Origin of the sequence: Ochrobactrum sp. AN78 (genome assembly GCF_029909885.1) — a bacterium.
GTDB classification, from domain to species: Bacteria; Pseudomonadota; Alphaproteobacteria; order Rhizobiales; family Rhizobiaceae; genus Brucella; species Brucella quorumnocens.
This window is the reverse complement of the sequence record NZ_JASAMU010000007.1, coordinates 205,074-221,545: the sequence shown is the minus strand read 5'-3', so window position 1 is coordinate 221,545 and position 16,472 is coordinate 205,074. Positions and strand designations below refer to the sequence as shown.

The following is a 16,472-nucleotide window of genomic DNA, read 5'->3' as shown; positions in this document are numbered from 1 at the left end:
ATCAGGCGTTTGCGGAATTGGAAATTGCGACGAGGTTTTGAACAGCCGTTCGCAACGCGATACCCGCTGCAAGCACGCTTTCGACCTTTGCATTTGCTCTTGGAAAGTCTTCGGGAAGCTCAGGTAAAACAGCGTCAAAAACAGCTTTGCGCTGGCGCTGCCTTACTGATCCCGGAAGCTGCACGAGTGCGCGGTTCAGGCTGTCCATCAACGCCGGTTCAAACACTTCGTCCCAGCGCTTTCGCTCAGGCCCAAATCCATCGGCGGGCTCGCTTTCTGACAGCGTTAGGCGGTGTGTGGTTGTGGCCTCTTTATCGATCGTGCCATTGTTTATCACCACGCCATAATGGGTTTGAGCTGCGGCGAGCGAGACGAAACCATCAAGGACATCACGCAGCACGGCATTGGGGTCTCGTTCAAGTGGATTGCCCCAGCCACCTGCGCCGGGTGTCAGGAAGGTGACCGTATCGCCCGCGTTGACGTTGAGCACGTCGATCTTGCCAAGCCTGCGCTCATCACTTCGCCCTCGATTGACGAACAGCGCACCTGGAAGACCCGCCTGACCACCATAGGAACCCCATGGCCGGAACAGCAGACGTTCCATGCCACGGCCGAGCACATTGGTGTCATCGGTTAATGCGCGAAAGGTCAGTTCCATGCCGCAACCACCGCGCCATTGGCCGGAACCGCCGGAATCCGGACGCAGGCCATAATGCAGGATTTCAACACCAAGCTCGGCTTCCACCGTTTCGACCGGATTGTTGGCGAGATTTGAGATGCCGCTATCACGACCGTCCACGCCATCGCGACCAAAGCGTGCGCCCGTGCCGCCGATCATCGGTTCGATGACCTGTACGCGCCGTCCGCCCTTGCCATCTGGTTCCGCCATTACGACGGGAATAACTGTGCCAGATGATGCAGCAGGCATGACATCAGGCAATGCCTTTCCGAAGGCGCCATTCAAAACATCATTGACACGAATGGCGGCGGCATGACGGACACCTGTTGCGGCAGGTTCCTGCGGATTGACCAGACTTCCCTCAGGTGCGGTTATACGAACCGTATCGAGAAGGCCAACATTTAAGGGTACTGTTGGATCGAGCGTGTTGACCAATGCGAGTACCCGCAGTGTCAGCCAAGCATGGGGCCGTCCGCGCGAAGGAATGTTCATGGCGGTGGCCACTTGCGGATCAGTTCCGGTGAAATCCAGATGCACTTCTCCGTCTTCGAATGTCACCGTCAGCGCAATGCGAACTGGCAAGTTACCAGCTGCATCATCATCAAGATAATCCGAAAACGTATAGGAGCCAGCGGGAACCTTTCGCAGAACGGATCGCGCCTTTTCGGCTGCATATGAAACAAGATCAGTGCTTGCTGCCGAAACCTCATCTGCTCCGTGCTGGGCAACCGCCTGTTCGAAGCGACGACGACCGGCAGCAAGAGCTGCCAGCATGGCGCGAATATCGCCCATATTGGCTTCAGGTGTACGGCTGTTTGCTTCCAGAAACAGGCGCACTTCTGGAGAGATCTCTCCGCGTTTCATCAGTTTGACAGGCGGAATACGCAAGCCTTCCTGAAAGATTTCTGTGTTCATAGGAGAGATGCTGGACGGCACACGTCCACCGACATCAGAGCAGTGTACAAAACACCAGCCATAAGCAACCACGCGGCCCTCATGGAAATAGGGCTCGATCATATGAAGGTCGGGCAGATGTGTGGCGAGACCTTCTGAACGATAGGGATCGTTGGTTAGGATGACGTCGCCGGGTTCGAGCGGCCCCACTGCTTCAATCGTTGGCCCGCATTCAAGGCCTACAAATCCTGAAACACCAATAGAACGCGGATAGGCGAAAAAGCGTCCGTCCAGTCCGGCAAGCGCACAGGCAAAATCAGCAGTTTCTTTGACATAAAGCGTGCGGCCCGTGCGCTGCAGCGTCAGGCACATTTCTTCGCTGATAGCTGCAAGCTTGTTGCCGAGAATGGCAAGCGTGACTGGGTTGAGTTTCATTGTGCCAGCCTTTCAAGATGCAGATTTCCTGCTTTGTCGCAGTTGGCTATCCAGCCCGGTAGCAGAATAGTGGTGGTATCATCTTGCTCGATAATTGCAGGACCACAGACCTGATCATTTGCCCGGAAACTGAGGCGGTCGTAAATATCTGCATCAAGCCATGCACCTTTGTGGAACAGGCGGCGGTTGCCTTTGATCTCAGGTTTGCCGTCCCCTGTCGGAAATTCTTGCGCGGCGAGGTCTGGCGTGACGCCGATAACGGCGAGACGAGCCGTCCCCAGTTCAACTTCCGCTGTGCTGTCGCGGAAACCATAGATGCGCTCATGTTCGCGGTGAAAAGCCTCGGAAATGGCATCAACGTCTGTGTCGACATCGTTCAATGCCACCCGCAATTCATAAGCCTGACCGACATAACGCATGTCGGCAGCCTTTTCGAAAAGGCGTCCGATACTTTGTTCGCCTTCTTGATCCAGCCAGTCATTTCCTTCGATGGCAAGGGTTTCGAATGTTTCGGCAAGGGTCGCGGCGGTCGCTTCATCAAGCTCTTTGCGCAGACTGCGAACGAAATCGCGCCGTAAGTCTGCTGCTGCGGCACCCAGCGCACAAAATGTTCCTGCTGCTGGAGGGACGACGATGCGGGCAATGCCCACTTCTTCGGCGAGAAGGTTGGCGTGTGTTGGGCCTGCGCCGCCAAATGGAACAAGCGCAAAGGCTGCCGGATCAAGGCCTCGAGCTGCGAGCGTTTTATAGAGTTCTGTCGCCATGCCAGCCGTGGTGACTGCAAGCGCCCCCTGGGCTGCTTCTGCAGCAGCATTCTCACCGTGATATCCGATCCGATTGCCTATCTGGGCAAGAACTGCAGCTGCAGGCTCGCTCTCAAGCTGCATACGTCCACCAAGGAAACCGGCCGGATCGATATAGCCAAGCGTCAGATAACAATCGGTGACGGTTGGCTCTGTGCCGCCGCGACCGTAAGAGATGGGGCCGGGCATTGCGCCAGCACTGCGAGGGCCGACTTTTAGCACGCCATGATCATCAACCCATACGATAGAGCCGCCACCTGCACCGATGGCCGAGACATCCACAACCGGCAAAACCAGAGGCAAGCCGCCAATATCGGTTTTGGTGGCGAGCGCAGCAGAACCATCTTGTGCGACGGCGATGTCTGATGACGTGCCGCCCATATCAAATGTGATGATTGCGCGCACGCCTGATGTTGCAGCCAACCGCGCGGCCGCCATGACACCGGAGGCTGGTCCGGAGAGGATGGTTTCGACCGGACGCTCCTGTGCTGAGCCGATGCTCAGGGAACCGCCATTGGAGGCTGTGACGAGGATTGGAGCATGAACTCCATCGCGAGCAAGGCCGGTTTTCAGCCCTTCAAAATAGCGCTGCATCAATGGCTGGATATAGGCATTCAGACAGGCGATCAGCGTGCGTTCATATTCGCGGATTTCCGGCCAGATTGCTGCGGCAGATGTAATGGAAAGCCCATTCGTCTTTTCGGATATTTTCTGCGCCAGCTCTTTTTCAACCGAAGGGTCGGTATAGCCATTGATCAATACAAGTGCTGCCGCATCGACGTCGAGCGCGTTGAGTTGTGCCGCAATTTCTTCAAGAGCCGCATCGTTGGGAAGTTGGGTTGTTGTGCCGTTTGCCGCAAGTCTCGCACCTATTTCGATGATGCGATGGCGCGGCACCAGGGGTTCTTCCTTGCTTGCATGAAAATCAAAGGAAGAGGGCATGCGGCTGCGTGCGATTTCCAGAATATCGCGATAACCTTCGCTGACGATGAGTGCGATCTTTGCACCGCGCCTCTGGATAACGGCATTGAGACCGATTGTTGTGCCATGCATAAGCGTGTCGATCTGGTCTGCGCCAAGATCAGCTTTCCTGAGCAGCGACTGCAAGCCCACGATCAGCGCCTGAGACGGATCTTCCGGCGTCGATGGTTCCTTGTAATGGATCAGGCTTTTGCGGTCGGGATCGAACAGAACAAAGTCGGTAAATGTTCCGCCCACGTCGATGCCGATACGTGCGCCATTCTTCTGCATAATCTGAGCTTTCAGTTCATTCTGATGTTACGACGACCGCATCCTGTGGGTTCCAGCCGAGCGTGATTTCCTGATTGAGATGATAGGTGAGTTCGCCAAGGCGGCTTTCCGCTTGCCGGTAGATGAATATTTCCCGGCCAAGCGCCGGAACATCGATCTGATAAGCCGCGTAGTTTCCACGGAACACTGCGCCGACGACCCGGCCATTCAATAGGCCATTGCCATCTGCGACCGGCGCGATGCGCTCTGGCCGCACCGAAAGCGTAAGGGGCTGTGATGAGGGTTGCAGAGTGGGTAGGGGAAGAGCCACGCTTCCCTGCTTTCCACCGACTAAGAGGGATGCACCGTCTGGTGATGCTTGGCCCTCGAAAATGTTCGAGGCCCCAAGAAACTCGGCAACAAAACGGCTCTGCGGTTTGTCGTAAATCTCGCCCGGTGTTCCAAGTTGGAGAATACGCCCCTTGTTCATGACAGCGACTTCGTCGGCCATGGAAAGCGCTTCTTCCTGATCGTGCGTCACAAGAAGAGTGGTAATGCCAAGGCGAGCCTGCATGGCGCGGATTTCAAACTGCATGCTTTCGCGCAAGGATTTATCGAGTGCACTTAAGGGCTCATCAAGCAGCAAAACTTTGGGATTCACCACCAACGAACGCGCAAGAGCCACGCGCTGCTGCTGACCGCCCGAAAGTTGGGAGGGAAAAGCATCGCCACGGCCAGACAACTGGATGAGATCGAGCATCGACCTGATGCGTTCATAGCGTTCTGCTCTTGCCGCGCCCTGCATCTTTAAACCGAAGCCAATATTTTCCGCGACCGTTCTATGTGGAAACAGGCTGTAGTTCTGGAAAACCATGCCGAGACGGCGGCGATGAGGCGGAAGATTGGTCACATTGGTTCCGCCGATGTGGATTGTACCTGAATCTGCACCCTCAAATCCCGCAACCATACGCAAGGTCGTTGTCTTGCCGCATCCAGATGGACCGAGCAGTGAAACGAGTTTTCCTGCATCGATGGTTAGATCAAGACTGTCGACAGCAATATTGGCGCCGAAACGCTTCGTGACGGCTTTCAGCACGAGGGCGCTTGCTCCGTCTTGCGAATGCAAGCTCATGAGCGCATCTCGCGATTTGCCCCGATGTCTGTAAGAAAGATCATGTGCATTTCCAGCATTACAATATATTGTAGCGCTACAATCGACCTTGAAACCGATTTCGTCAAGGATAGGTTTTCTGCGTTTCGTTTGTTTCAGAGTATATAAAACCTTGCGAAGTAACATTTATGAGAATATTTGGTGCGTTAGACCATGAATAGCTTTGTTCGCAGCAAAAATGTCATAACGATGCAGTCGGTCGCACAGGCCGCTGGCGTATCGCCTATGACCGTATCCAATGCGTTCCGTTATCCTGAGCGAGTACTAGAGGAAACGCGGTTGCGCGTGTTTCAGGTCGCGGCGGAACTTGGTTATGTTCCGAACCATTCTGCAGGCATCCTTTCCTCCGGGCAGAGCCGGGTTATTGGCGCAGTCATTCCGTCGATGAAGAACTCGAGCTTCTATAAGTATGTGCGTGGGATGCAGGATCGCGCCAGCGAGAGCGGCTATGAGTTGATACTCAAACTTGCGGAAACCAGACAGGACGAAACCGCTGCAATTCAGACATTCATCGGTCTGCGTGTCGCAGGCATTTCACTGGTAGGCAACCAGCATTCAGAAGAAGCCATTGATCTGATCAGGAAGACCGAGACACCAGTCGTAGAGGGCTGGGTCACTGACAATGTCCTCGACATGGCGGTAGGTTACTCCATGACAGATGCAACACGGACAATGGCGTGTCTTCTCGTCGAACGAGGTTGCCGTCGTATCGGGTTTGTCGGATATGGTGGTGCATCCGCACGTCGATATAGCGACCGTCTGCCAGCTTTCGAGGAGACTATGGCCGCAGCAGGTCTGGAGCATCACCGGGTCTGCATTGTGGATGAGGCAGATGGTTTTGGCGCTGGTCCTAAGGCGCTTGAAGCCCTGCGCCGTATCGATCCTGATATCGATGGTGTGATTTGCCCTACGGATATCGTGGCGGCTGGTGTGATATTCGAATGCACGCGTCTAGGATGGAAAGTGCCGGAACGTCTTGCTGTCACAGGATGGGGTGACTACGAAATCGCGTCGGAAATAACGCCGGGTCTATCGACGATCCAGCCGAACGCCTACGAAATGGGCGTAAAGAGCATGGCAATGATTGTTGATCGTGTCTCTGGCGTGAGCGCAGCTGATGCAATCGTCGATATCGGGTATGATGTGGTGAAGCGCGAGAGTGCATAAAGCATTCGGCCTCAATGCACGTTTATGTGGTCTCTTTTTTCCGGAATGAAGAAGCATCGATGCCGAGACGTTGTAGTCGGGCATAGAGACTGCGACGCGGTAGCTGCAACAATTCGGCAGCGTCCCCGACATCACCATTCAGGCGTGCAAGCGTGTCTTGCAGGATTTTGGCTTCAAACTGATCTATCTGTTCCGTGAGCGGGAGAGAACAGGGTTTACCTGCTGCGTCGTAACTTAATCCCAGTACCACTTGCTTGGCGAAATTTCGCAACTCGCGCACATTACCCAACCATTCATCGGCGTTGAGCCGGGCCTCTATGGTTGCATTAATATCTGGGCGCGGTTGGCCAAACTGGTTTGCAGCCTCATCGAGAAAATAAGCGAATAATAGCCCAATATCTTTACGGCGCTCACGCAAAGGCGGGATGCGGAGCCGCACGGTTTCGAGTCTGTAGAAAAGATCTGAGCGGAAACGTCCGGCATTTACGGCACCTTCGAGATCGCCCTTGGCGGCAGCGATAATGCGCAGATTGACGGCGCGAGGTTCGCCCGTCATGGACGGCAATTCACGTTCTTCGACGACACGCAAGAGCTTGCCCTGCAAGCTTGCTGACATGCTGTCGATTTCATCTAAGAACAGGGTGCCGCGGTCAGCATCGGCTATACGCCCACGCTGAATCCTGTTGCCGAAAAGCACTTCATCGGCAATCGCGTCAGGTAGGGCCGCACAGTCGATTGCCACAAAGCCGCGAGCATGGCGGGCGCTCCAACGATGAAGCAGTCGCGCAACAAGTTCTTTTCCGGTGCCCGTTTCGCCTTCTATCAGTACATCTACGTCGACACTTGCGAGTTGGCGGATGGTTTCGCGTAATCGCACCATGACAGGCGTTTCGCCCAACAGTGGGAAATCCTGCTCAGCTTCTGCAGCAGCCTTGCGAAGGCGGCGGTTTTCCAAAACCAGACGGCGCATTTCCAATGCGCGTCGAACACTCGAAATCATGTGATCGGCAGCGAAGGGTTTCGCGATGAAATCAAACGCGCCTTTTTTGAGTGCCGCCACCGCCAAGCTAATGTCGCCGTGTCCGGTCATCAGAATGACCGGTAACTCAGGGTCGCGTGTTAGCAGCGCTTCCATCACCGCATGACCATCAATGCGTGGCATCCGGATATCTGTGACGACAATGCCGGGAAAGTCGGCACTCAGATTGGCTAGTGCCGATTGTCCATCACCATAGGTCTCTATATCCAGTCCAGCGATTTCGAAAGAATCCGCTAGCGCTGTGCGGAAGGCCGCGTCATCGTCGATCAACATGATGCGGAGTGGTTCAGTGCCTGTCATGTTTGTTGTACTCGCTTTGCGGTAGCAGAGAAGGCTGCGCCGCCCAATGGGGAAGACACGATACGCAATGTGCCTTCGAGTTCTGTCATGATGTCGCGGGCAATACCCAACCCAAGGCCCAAGCCGTCCGGCTTTCCCGTTACGAAGGGGCTAAACACTTCATCACCCAATGCCGGATCAATGCCGGGTCCATTATCGGCAACGATCAGGGATACCAATTGGTCCTCTTCCGATATGAACAAGGCGACGCGCCGTTCAGATTGTCCGGCAACGGCATCAAGCGCGTTTTGCAGGAGATTGACCAATACTTGTTCCAATCTCACGCGATTTGCGAGAACCCAAAAATTAGATCCATTGGGCATTTCAAGCGTCACGCCAGCATTGCGAAAGCGGTCGCCCATCAGAAGAAGCGTACCTTCTATCAACTCATCAAGACGGACCGAAGCCAAATCACGGTGCCCGCGTCTTGCGAAGCGCCGCATTTCCTGTGTGATGGAACCAATACGGGAAGTGAGTTCAATGGATGTGGAAAGATTGGCTGCGACTTTGTCCAGCTTACCTTTCGCCAGATGGTGCTGTGCGTTTTCTGTAAGTGTTTGAATGGTCGCGACCGGTTGGTTGATCTCATGGACGAGACCCGCAGTGATAGACCCCAGTGAGGCGAGCCTGTTTGCTTGTCCCAGTTCCTCGCGTGCTTCCCGAAAGCGTTTATCGGCGCGCTCGCGCTTGGCCATTTCGGCACTCAGTTCGGCTGTGCGTTCTGCAACTGCGGTTTCAAGGGCCGCTCGGTCTGCAGCCAGGCGTGCCGCGCGCGTTACTCGCCAATAAACCGCACCGGCAATCGCCATGAGGATCAGTAGCGCTGCCACAGTGATAAGTCTCGCCAGATCATTTGCTGCTCGAATTGATGGGCCTACGGCTTCAACGTGGAGAAGCCTCAACTCTGTTCCGGCAATTGGTTCGCTCACAGTGAGAAATTTTGCACCTGAAGGTCCGCGCATCATGTTTTCAGGCTCAAGAGCATAGTGGCTTGGTTGTAAGTCTGCGACGCTGAACTGTCCGCTTTGGCTTATCTTGGTGCGCTCTGCTTCGGCGATGGGTTGAAACGAGCGAAGGTCTTCTGCCTTATCCGTGGATGCCAATATGATACCACGGGGATCAACGACGAATGTCTGGCCGGGATCGTTCGACCACGTTTGAACAAGCCGGTGAAATTCAAATTTGACGACCACCACACCAACGGGATTGGCTTCATCGCCAAGGCGCCTTGCTAGGAATAGACCGAAACGCCCGCTGAGATCGCCTATCGCGTAATATTCAGCAGCTCCTGCGGCCATTGCGCCTTGAAAATAGGGACGATAGTCGTAATTGCGGCCAACAAAACTTTCGGGCGTGTTAGCATTGGAAGAAGCAATGACGGTGCCATCGCGTTTGATGACATAAATTATCGGCGAGCCTATTTCATAAGCGAGGAATTCCAGCTTCTCGTTTAGTCGCGCTGTCGCTGTTCGCGTTTCACCAGCGAGGACGTCGTGAAGATCGCCATACTCTTTTAGAACAACCGGAAGCAGACGGAATTTGGCAAGCTCGCTATCGATAAGACGGGTTTGCTGACGCGCAACAAGTGTCGCGTCGTCGCTCAAACGATCAAGCGCGTTTGTCTCCGTCCATGACCGCGCAGCCGTCCAGAGGCCGACAGTCATCACAAAGACAATTACAATGATCAGGATTCTGCTGAGTTTCTGAGATCCTTCCATTTGTGCAGGATTATGCATTTATTCAGAGAATGTCACGCAGAATTTTGCGCAAAATTCATAATTCAAATGTGTCAGAATTTAGATTCTGCGAGTTAATTCAACAAACTAAACTTTTTAATCCGTTCCTCTGGCGGTCGGCAGCTATGTCCCGCATTTTAGCACTACTTCGAAAATGGGAGTTTCGTAGGGAGGAGCTAATCCGTGCAACCACAAGAATTTATCTTTGTTCTCACCCAATTTTTTTGAAAGTGACCTGGGTGTCGCGATGCAGGCGCAGGAAACTGAAGGCCAGCCTGACCAAGGGGTGCGGATCTAGAACCGATCATTCAAACCCATTTTCCAACCCGGGTTCTCGCGTGTTTAAGCCCTTTTGGGGCGCTGTAGCGACAATCCTGAAGGCAATCAAAAACACCCGGAAATATGCGCAGCTTATGGCGCGCTCATGCCGGGTGAACCTCAAAAATCGTGAGATTTGAAGGAGTGACCGCATGGTCTCAATAACGTCCGAACGGAGTGATGCGCCGAGCACCAATAGCCGACTGAAATCCATTATTGGTGGATCGACCGGTAATCTGGTCGAATGGTTCGACTGGTATGTGTACGCAGCTTTCACGCTCTATTTCGCACCGCATTTCTTTCCGTCGGAGAGCCAGACCGCGCAGTTGTTGAGCGCTGCTGCAGTTTTTGCCGTTGGTTTCATCATGCGCCCGATCGGTGCGTGGATCATGGGCATCTATGCTGATCGCAAGGGCCGCAAGGCGGGTCTGGCGCTGTCCGTGACGCTAATGTGCGCAGGCTCGCTTATTATTGCCCTTACACCTGGTTATGAAAGTATCGGCCTTGTCGCCCCGGCGCTTCTGGTTCTTGCACGCCTGATGCAGGGTTTGTCAGTTGGTGGTGAATATGGTGCCAGCGCGACCTATCTTTCTGAAATGGCTGGCAAGAGCCGTCGTGGCTTCTTCTCATCCTTCCAATATGTGACGCTGATCTCCGGTCAGCTTCTGGCAATTCTGCTGCTGATCGTGCTTCAGAGCACAATGGAAACTTCTGCCCTTGAATCTTGGGGCTGGCGTATTCCGTTCTTCATCGGTGCATTGCTTGCCGTTGTTGTCTTCTGGCTGCGTCGTGGTCTTGCTGAAACCGAGAGCTTCAAGAATGCGAAAACCAAAGATGCACCGAAGTCTGGCTTCTGGACACTGATCAAGTATCATCCGAAGGAAACCGCACTGGTCATGCTTCTGACGGCTGGCGGTACGCTCGCCTTCTACGCATACTCGATTTACATGCAGAAGTTTCTGGTCAACACATCTGGCTTCAGCCGTGAAGTGGCCAGTCAGATCAACGCGGTTACGCTGTTCATCTTCATGTGCCTGCAGCCTATTGCGGGTGCTCTATCGGACAAGATTGGCCGCAAGCCACTGATGATTGCCTTCGGTACGGCGGGTGTACTGTTTACCTATCCGATCTTTGCGACACTTGAGCAGACGCGTGACCCATGGGTTGCCGGAATGCTGGTTATGGGGGCCCTGATCATTGTAACTGGGTATACCTCGATCAACGCGGTGGTGAAGGCGGAACTCTTCCCGGCTCATATCCGGGCCCTTGGTGTGGCGTTGCCATACGCCCTTGCAAACACCCTGTTCGGCGGGACAGCTGAATATGTAGCGCTGAGCTTCAAGAACGGTGGCTGGGAGCGTGGCTTCTACTGGTACGTAACCGTTATGATCGGTATTTCGCTGATCGTCTATCTGAGAATGCGCGATACCAGCAAAGACAGCATGATCAAGGAAGACTAATCGACACAAATACCGGGCTATTAGCCCGGTATTTTTATTCCTCTTCTGTTCTTCTGTTGTCAAAAGGAGAGGATTTTTCTGAAATTGTTTGGGCTGCATTCTGAATGAGCGGCCCAAAACTTTCGCTGAAGCCTTCGGCTGTCCATTCCTGCAGGCTACCCGCCACATGGATTGCGCCAACAGGGGCGCCTTTCCAATCTAGGATGGGCGCGCCAATGACAACTTCATGATTGAGAAGCTGTTTGCATAACAGGGAATGTCCGCGTTCGCGCGTGGCGCGAACATATTCCATCACGCCTTCAAGATCGCGGACAGTATGCTGCGTGAAAGGTGTCATATCCGACCGATTGACGATGTCGGCAATCGTCGTGTCTGGCAGCCGCGAGAGAATGGCCACGCCACCCGCCGTGCAATAGGTGGGAACAGCATTTCCAACAATGGTTGCACTGAAGACTTCATGTTTTGAAGGCATACGCAGGGCGTAGATAACGCGAACGTCGTCAAAAAGAGACAGATCAACACGCTCGCTGACACGGCGTCGCAGTTCCAGCATAACTGGATTTGCGCGCTGCAACATGGGGTTGAGCCGCAACAAATCGTGGGTCATGTCGAGAATGCGCAAGCCGGGCAGATAACCACGATCTTCCGGGTCGCGAGCCAGCAAATTCAACTTCAGAAGCGAGTGAACAATGCGCTGGGCAGCACTGCGATCAATGCCTGCTGCGGTTGCAACCTGACTGAGTGACAAGGGATGTCGCGCGCTTTGAAATGCAGACATGACTGCAACAGTTCGTGCGACCGAGCGCAGAAACAACGGGTCATCCTTAAAAGCTTCTGCTTCATCCGGATCGAAACTGGATATGCCGCGCAGGTCTCGAAATGTGTTCATGGGAAAAAGCTTTAATCCAGATCCAAGGATTGACAAGGATCAAATTTGATCCCTATCATGAAAAATCAATATAGATGTATCGCTGACAGATACACATTGCAGCCCGAGGGGGCAAATCAGGAAAATGGGAGTACGCTCGTGTCAAAACGCGTGGCTGTAGCTGGCTTTTTGCATGAAACGAACACTTTTGCTGCCGCTCCGGCAACCATGAAAGCGTTCGTTCAGGGTGGCGGATATATCCCCCTTTCGCGTGGTGACGCGATTATCGAGAATGCTCAAAACGTCAATCTAGGCATTGCTGGTGCACTCAAATTTGCACAGGAAGCGGGCTGGGAAGTCGTGCCGATCTTGTGGGCTGGGGCTATTCCATCTGCACCGGTCACCAAAGATGCTTACGAAACAATCGTTTCCGAGATTGTTGCGGGATTGAAGGATTGCGGTTCGCTCGATGGCATTTTCATCGACTTACATGGCGCGATGGTTGCCGAACATGTGGACGACGGCGAGGGCGAACTTCTTGAGCGCGTGCGTGCTGTTCGTGCAAGTGAACCGCTGTCGGTAGCGCTTGACCTGCACGGCAACATCACGCGTCGTATGTTCGAATATGCCGACGTCATGGTCGGATTCCGCACTTATCCGCATGTCGATATGGCCGAGACCGGCTATCGGTCAGCTAAAGCCTTACAGGCATTGATGGACAAGTCCGATGGCTGGCACAAGGCGATGCGGCAAGGTGATTATCTCATTCCTATCGCATGGCAATGCACGGATGAAGAACCCGCCAAAGACCTGTATGGCTTGACGGTCGATGTACCTGAAAAAGTGCTGACAGCGTCTCTTTTCATGGGCTTTCCCGCCGCCGATTTCGCGGAATGCGGTCCTTCTGTCTTTGCTTACGGATGGGATAAGCAGGCGGTTGAGAACTGTGCAGATGACATTATGGCTGCACTTTCCGCAGCTGAGGCGTCTTTCGCAGGTACCTCTTATCAGCCGGAAGAGGGAGTTGAGAGAGCAATCGAGCTGGCGCGAGATGCATCTCGTCCTATCATCATTGCCGATACGCAGGACAACCCCGGCGCAGGCGGTAGCTCTGATACGACAGGGATGCTTCGCGCGCTAATAGCCTGCGATGCAAAACGAGCCGCCATTGGTTGTATCCACGATCCTGAAGCGGCAAACATCGCGCATCAGGCAGGCGAGGGTGCGGAGGTTGAAATCTCACTTGGCGGCAAGTCGGGAATTGATGGCGATGAGCCATTCGTGGCCACGTTTACTGTAGAAAAGCTCTCCGACGGCAAGGTACATGCGACCGGGCCTTATTACGGTGGCACCTGGTTAAATATGGGGCCATCTGCCTGCCTGCGGCTTGGCGGGACACGCGTCGTTGTAACAACCAATCTCGCGCAGATGGCGGATCGCGCGCTCTATCGCATGGTTGGCATTGAACCGGAACAGCAAGCCATTCTGGTCAATAAGAGCTCTGTGCATTTCCGCGCCGACTTCGCACCTATTGCTGAAAAGCTCCTTGTTTGCACCGCGCCGGGTGCAATGCCGCTTAGCCCGGCACAATTATCATGGAAGAATTTGCGCTCAGGTATTCGCCTTGAGCCGTTGGGAGAAGAATTCAAATAAAACAATAATAACAACCTTCAGAGGAACCAAGTAGATGCAGTTTTTCAAATCACCACAGCCTGGCCCCATCCTCCGTAAACTGAAATACGGGGTAGCTGTTTCCCTGATTGCGCTTGGCGCAGGCAATGCATGGGCGGAAACAACGCTCACTGCCGTTATGCATTCTGATTTGCGTATTCTCGATCCGATCATCACCACAGCCCATATCACTCGGGATCATGGATATATGATCTATGATGTGTTGATTGCAGTTGATGAAAATTTCAAGCCACAGCCTCAGATGGCAGATTGGGCCGTTTCGGACGACGGTAAGACTTATACATTCACGCTGCGCGATGGCCTGAAATTCCATGATGGGGCGCCGGTAACGGCAGCAGATGCGGTGGCTTCACTTGAACGCTGGGCCAAGCGCGATGCCGGTGGCCAGTTGATCATGGATATCACTGACTCTCTGAAAGCCACCGACGACAAGACTCTCGTCTGGACACTAAAAGAGCCGTTCGCTCCCTTCCTCGATACGCTTTCCAAGCAGGCGGCTTTGCCACCGTTCATTATGCCAGCGCGGATTGCAGCAACCTCGGCAGATACTGCGATTACGGAACATATCGGCTCCGGCCCGTTCAAGTTTGTACCGGCAGAATTCCAGCCCGGTGTCGGCGTCAGCTATCTTAAGAATGAAGATTATGTCCCGCGCAGCGAGCCAGCCAGCTGGATGGCAGGCGGCAAGGTCGTCAATGTCGACAAAGTGCGCTGGGTTACAATGACAGACGCCCAAACTGCCGTGAATGCGCTGACGAGTGGCGAAATCGACTATGTTGAACAGATCCCGGTTGATCTTGTGCCGCTGTTTGATGGCGACGATTCCGTTGTTCTTGAACAGCGTGATCCGCTCGGTTATCAGACGATGGGACGCCTCAATTTCAAGCATCCACCTTTCGATAATCCCGACATTCGTCGCGCGGCCTTCCTAGCCATGTCGCAGGAGCCAGTGCTTGCGGCGTTGATGGCTGACCCGAATTACTACCAGGTTTGTGGTGCGATTTTTGGCTGCGGTACCCCTAACGCTACCAATGTCGGCGCAGACAGCATCACCGCGCAGGGTAATGTTGAAGAGGCGAAGGAACTGCTCAAGAAGGCCGGTTATGATGGTAAGCCGGTTGTGTTGATGCAGCCGACTGATGTTACCAGTCTGTCGCCTCAACCCGTTGTCGCGGCACAGCAACTGCGTGCCGCTGGCTTCACCGTCGATATGCAACCGATGGACTGGCAGACGCTCGTCGGTCGTCGCGCGTCAAAAGATGAGCCGTCGAAAGGTGGTTGGAACATCTTCTTCACCAACTGGCAGATTCCAGAAATTGCCACACCGCTTAACTCCGTGATGCTGAATGGGCGTGGCGATCAGGGTTGGTTCGGCTGGCCGAAGGATGACAAGATTGAAGAGCTGAAGAAGGAATATATCGCCGCCAAGACGCCTGAAGAGCAGAAGGCCGTTGTCGAAAAGATACAGGCTCATACGTTGGAGAACGTGCTTTATATTCCACTTGGCGAGTATAACCCACCACAGGCACGCCGCTCCAACGTCGTTGATATGCTCGGCTCTCCCGTTCCGGTCTTCTGGAATGTGAAAAAGACCGAGGAATAAACTGCCCGCCGCTATCGCGCTGATCGCGGTAGCTCCCAGTACAATGCGGAGCCGGATATATACCGGTTCCGCCTCAAGCGGGACGTGCATATGGCTGTCTATCTGTTAAAACGTATCTTTTCGCTCGTACCGGTGCTGTTGCTGGTATCGGTTTTCGTGTTCCTCCTCCTTAGACTGACGCCGGGTGATCCGGCAGCAATTCTGGCGGGAGATGCCGCTACCACCGAACAGCTCGAAGGCATTCGCGAGGCAATGGGTCTTAATGAGCCGATCCTCACTCAGTACTTCACCTGGATGGGTAAGATCTTGCAGGGTGATCTCGGCGTTTCGCTGATTTCGGGCGTGCCTGTGCTTGATATGGTTTCACAACGTATTGGACCGACGATTTCGATCGCTGTTCTCACCATCATCATTGCTGTTGTTGTCGCAATTCCGATGGGAGTCATTGCCGCTTGGCGTCATCGTTCATGGATCGATTATCTCGTCATGAGCTTTTCGGTGCTCGGGTTCTCCGTGCCGGTCTTTCTGGTTGGCTATGTGCTGTTGCTTATTTTTGCCGTCAATCTCGGTTGGCTGCCGGTGCAGGGTTTTAGGCCAATTTCCGCGGGCTTTGGTGGCTTTCTTGAGAGGGCAATACTGCCCGCGCTGACACTGGCTTCGATTTACATCGCACTCATTGCCCGTATGACCCGTGCTGCGATGCTGGATGTGCTGGGCGAGGACTATATCCGCACTGCGCGCGCGAAGGGTGTCAGTGACCGCCGTCTTCTTTTTGTTCATGCCCTGAAAAATGCAGCCGTGCCTGTTGTCACCATTATCGGCACAGGCTTTGCGCTGTTGATTTCCGGCGTGGTCGTGACAGAGAGCATCTTCAATATTCCGGGGATTGGACGCCTGACTGTGGATGCAGTGCTGGCGCGTGACTATCCGGTTATTCAGGCCATGATCCTGCTGACGAGTGCGCTTTATGTCTTCGTCAACCTTCTGATCGACCTTTCCTACACAGTGTTCGACCCAAGGATACGCTATTGATGCGCT

Annotated in this window: 11 protein-coding genes; 5 read left to right on the top strand and 6 right to left on the bottom strand. The window is 54.0% G+C overall.

Annotation, left to right across the window (positions count from 1 at the left end):
- Position 1: 1 nt before the first annotated feature.
- Genes QBD00_RS15155 through QBD00_RS15145 form a run of 3 tightly spaced genes read right to left on the bottom strand, consistent with a single transcriptional unit; the run spans position 2 to position 5,173 of the window.
- Positions 2–2,008, bottom strand: coding sequence for a hydantoinase B/oxoprolinase family protein (locus tag QBD00_RS15155; RefSeq protein ID WP_318579938.1), 2,007 nt, complete (start codon positions 2,006–2,008; stop codon positions 2–4).
- A complete protein-coding gene (locus QBD00_RS15150) occupies positions 2,005–4,062 on the bottom strand; it encodes a hydantoinase/oxoprolinase family protein (RefSeq protein WP_318579937.1) in 2,058 nt (685 codons plus the stop codon). The genes QBD00_RS15155 and QBD00_RS15150 overlap by 4 nt, the downstream gene beginning before the upstream one ends.
- 16 nt (positions 4,063–4,078) lie before the next feature.
- Entirely contained in the window at positions 4,079–5,173 is a 1,095-nt protein-coding gene (locus tag QBD00_RS15145) for an ABC transporter ATP-binding protein (RefSeq protein WP_318579936.1), read from the bottom strand.
- 192 nt (positions 5,174–5,365) lie between these two features.
- Here QBD00_RS15145 and QBD00_RS15140 point away from each other — a divergent pair, with 192 nt between their 5' ends.
- A complete protein-coding gene (locus QBD00_RS15140; protein ID WP_318579935.1) occupies positions 5,366–6,379 on the top strand; it encodes a LacI family DNA-binding transcriptional regulator in 1,014 nt (337 codons plus the stop codon).
- A gap of 22 nt (positions 6,380–6,401) precedes the next feature.
- Here the strand turns inward: QBD00_RS15140 and QBD00_RS15135 are convergent, their stop codons facing one another.
- Both QBD00_RS15135 and QBD00_RS15130 read right to left on the bottom strand, forming a co-directional pair.
- Positions 6,402–7,718, bottom strand: a complete 1,317-nt coding sequence (locus QBD00_RS15135) for a sigma-54 dependent transcriptional regulator (RefSeq protein WP_318579934.1) — start codon at positions 7,716–7,718, stop codon at positions 6,402–6,404.
- Entirely contained in the window at positions 7,715–9,421 is a 1,707-nt protein-coding gene (locus tag QBD00_RS15130; protein ID WP_412535037.1) for a sensor histidine kinase, read from the bottom strand. The genes QBD00_RS15135 and QBD00_RS15130 overlap by 4 nt, the downstream gene beginning before the upstream one ends.
- Positions 9,422–9,963: 542 nt before the next feature.
- Between QBD00_RS15130 and QBD00_RS15125 the strand changes: the two genes are divergently transcribed.
- The gene (locus tag QBD00_RS15125; protein ID WP_151094624.1) at positions 9,964–11,271 is read left to right on the top strand and encodes an MFS transporter; all 1,308 of its coding nucleotides are present in this window, start codon (positions 9,964–9,966) and stop codon (positions 11,269–11,271) included.
- A gap of 34 nt (positions 11,272–11,305) precedes the next feature.
- On the opposite strand, the gene QBD00_RS15120 is transcribed toward QBD00_RS15125, so the two are convergent.
- Positions 11,306–12,160, bottom strand: coding sequence for an IclR family transcriptional regulator (locus QBD00_RS15120; protein WP_318579932.1), 855 nt, complete (start codon positions 12,158–12,160; stop codon positions 11,306–11,308).
- Positions 12,161–12,298: 138 nt separating this feature from the next.
- Between QBD00_RS15120 and QBD00_RS15115 the strand changes: the two genes are divergently transcribed.
- The 3 genes from QBD00_RS15115 to QBD00_RS15105 all read left to right on the top strand — a co-directional run bounded on the left by QBD00_RS15115 (position 12,299) and on the right by QBD00_RS15105 (position 16,466).
- Positions 12,299–13,792, top strand: a complete 1,494-nt coding sequence (locus QBD00_RS15115; protein WP_318579931.1) for a M81 family metallopeptidase — start codon at positions 12,299–12,301, stop codon at positions 13,790–13,792.
- A 34-nt stretch (positions 13,793–13,826) separates the two neighbouring features.
- Positions 13,827–15,434 (top strand): ABC transporter substrate-binding protein, encoded by a 1,608-nt coding sequence (locus tag QBD00_RS15110; protein ID WP_318579930.1) that lies wholly within the window; start codon positions 13,827–13,829, stop codon positions 15,432–15,434.
- 90 nt (positions 15,435–15,524) lie between these two features.
- Positions 15,525–16,466, top strand: coding sequence for an ABC transporter permease (locus tag QBD00_RS15105; RefSeq protein WP_318579929.1), 942 nt, complete (start codon positions 15,525–15,527; stop codon positions 16,464–16,466).
- The last annotated feature ends 6 nt before the right edge of the window (positions 16,467–16,472 follow it).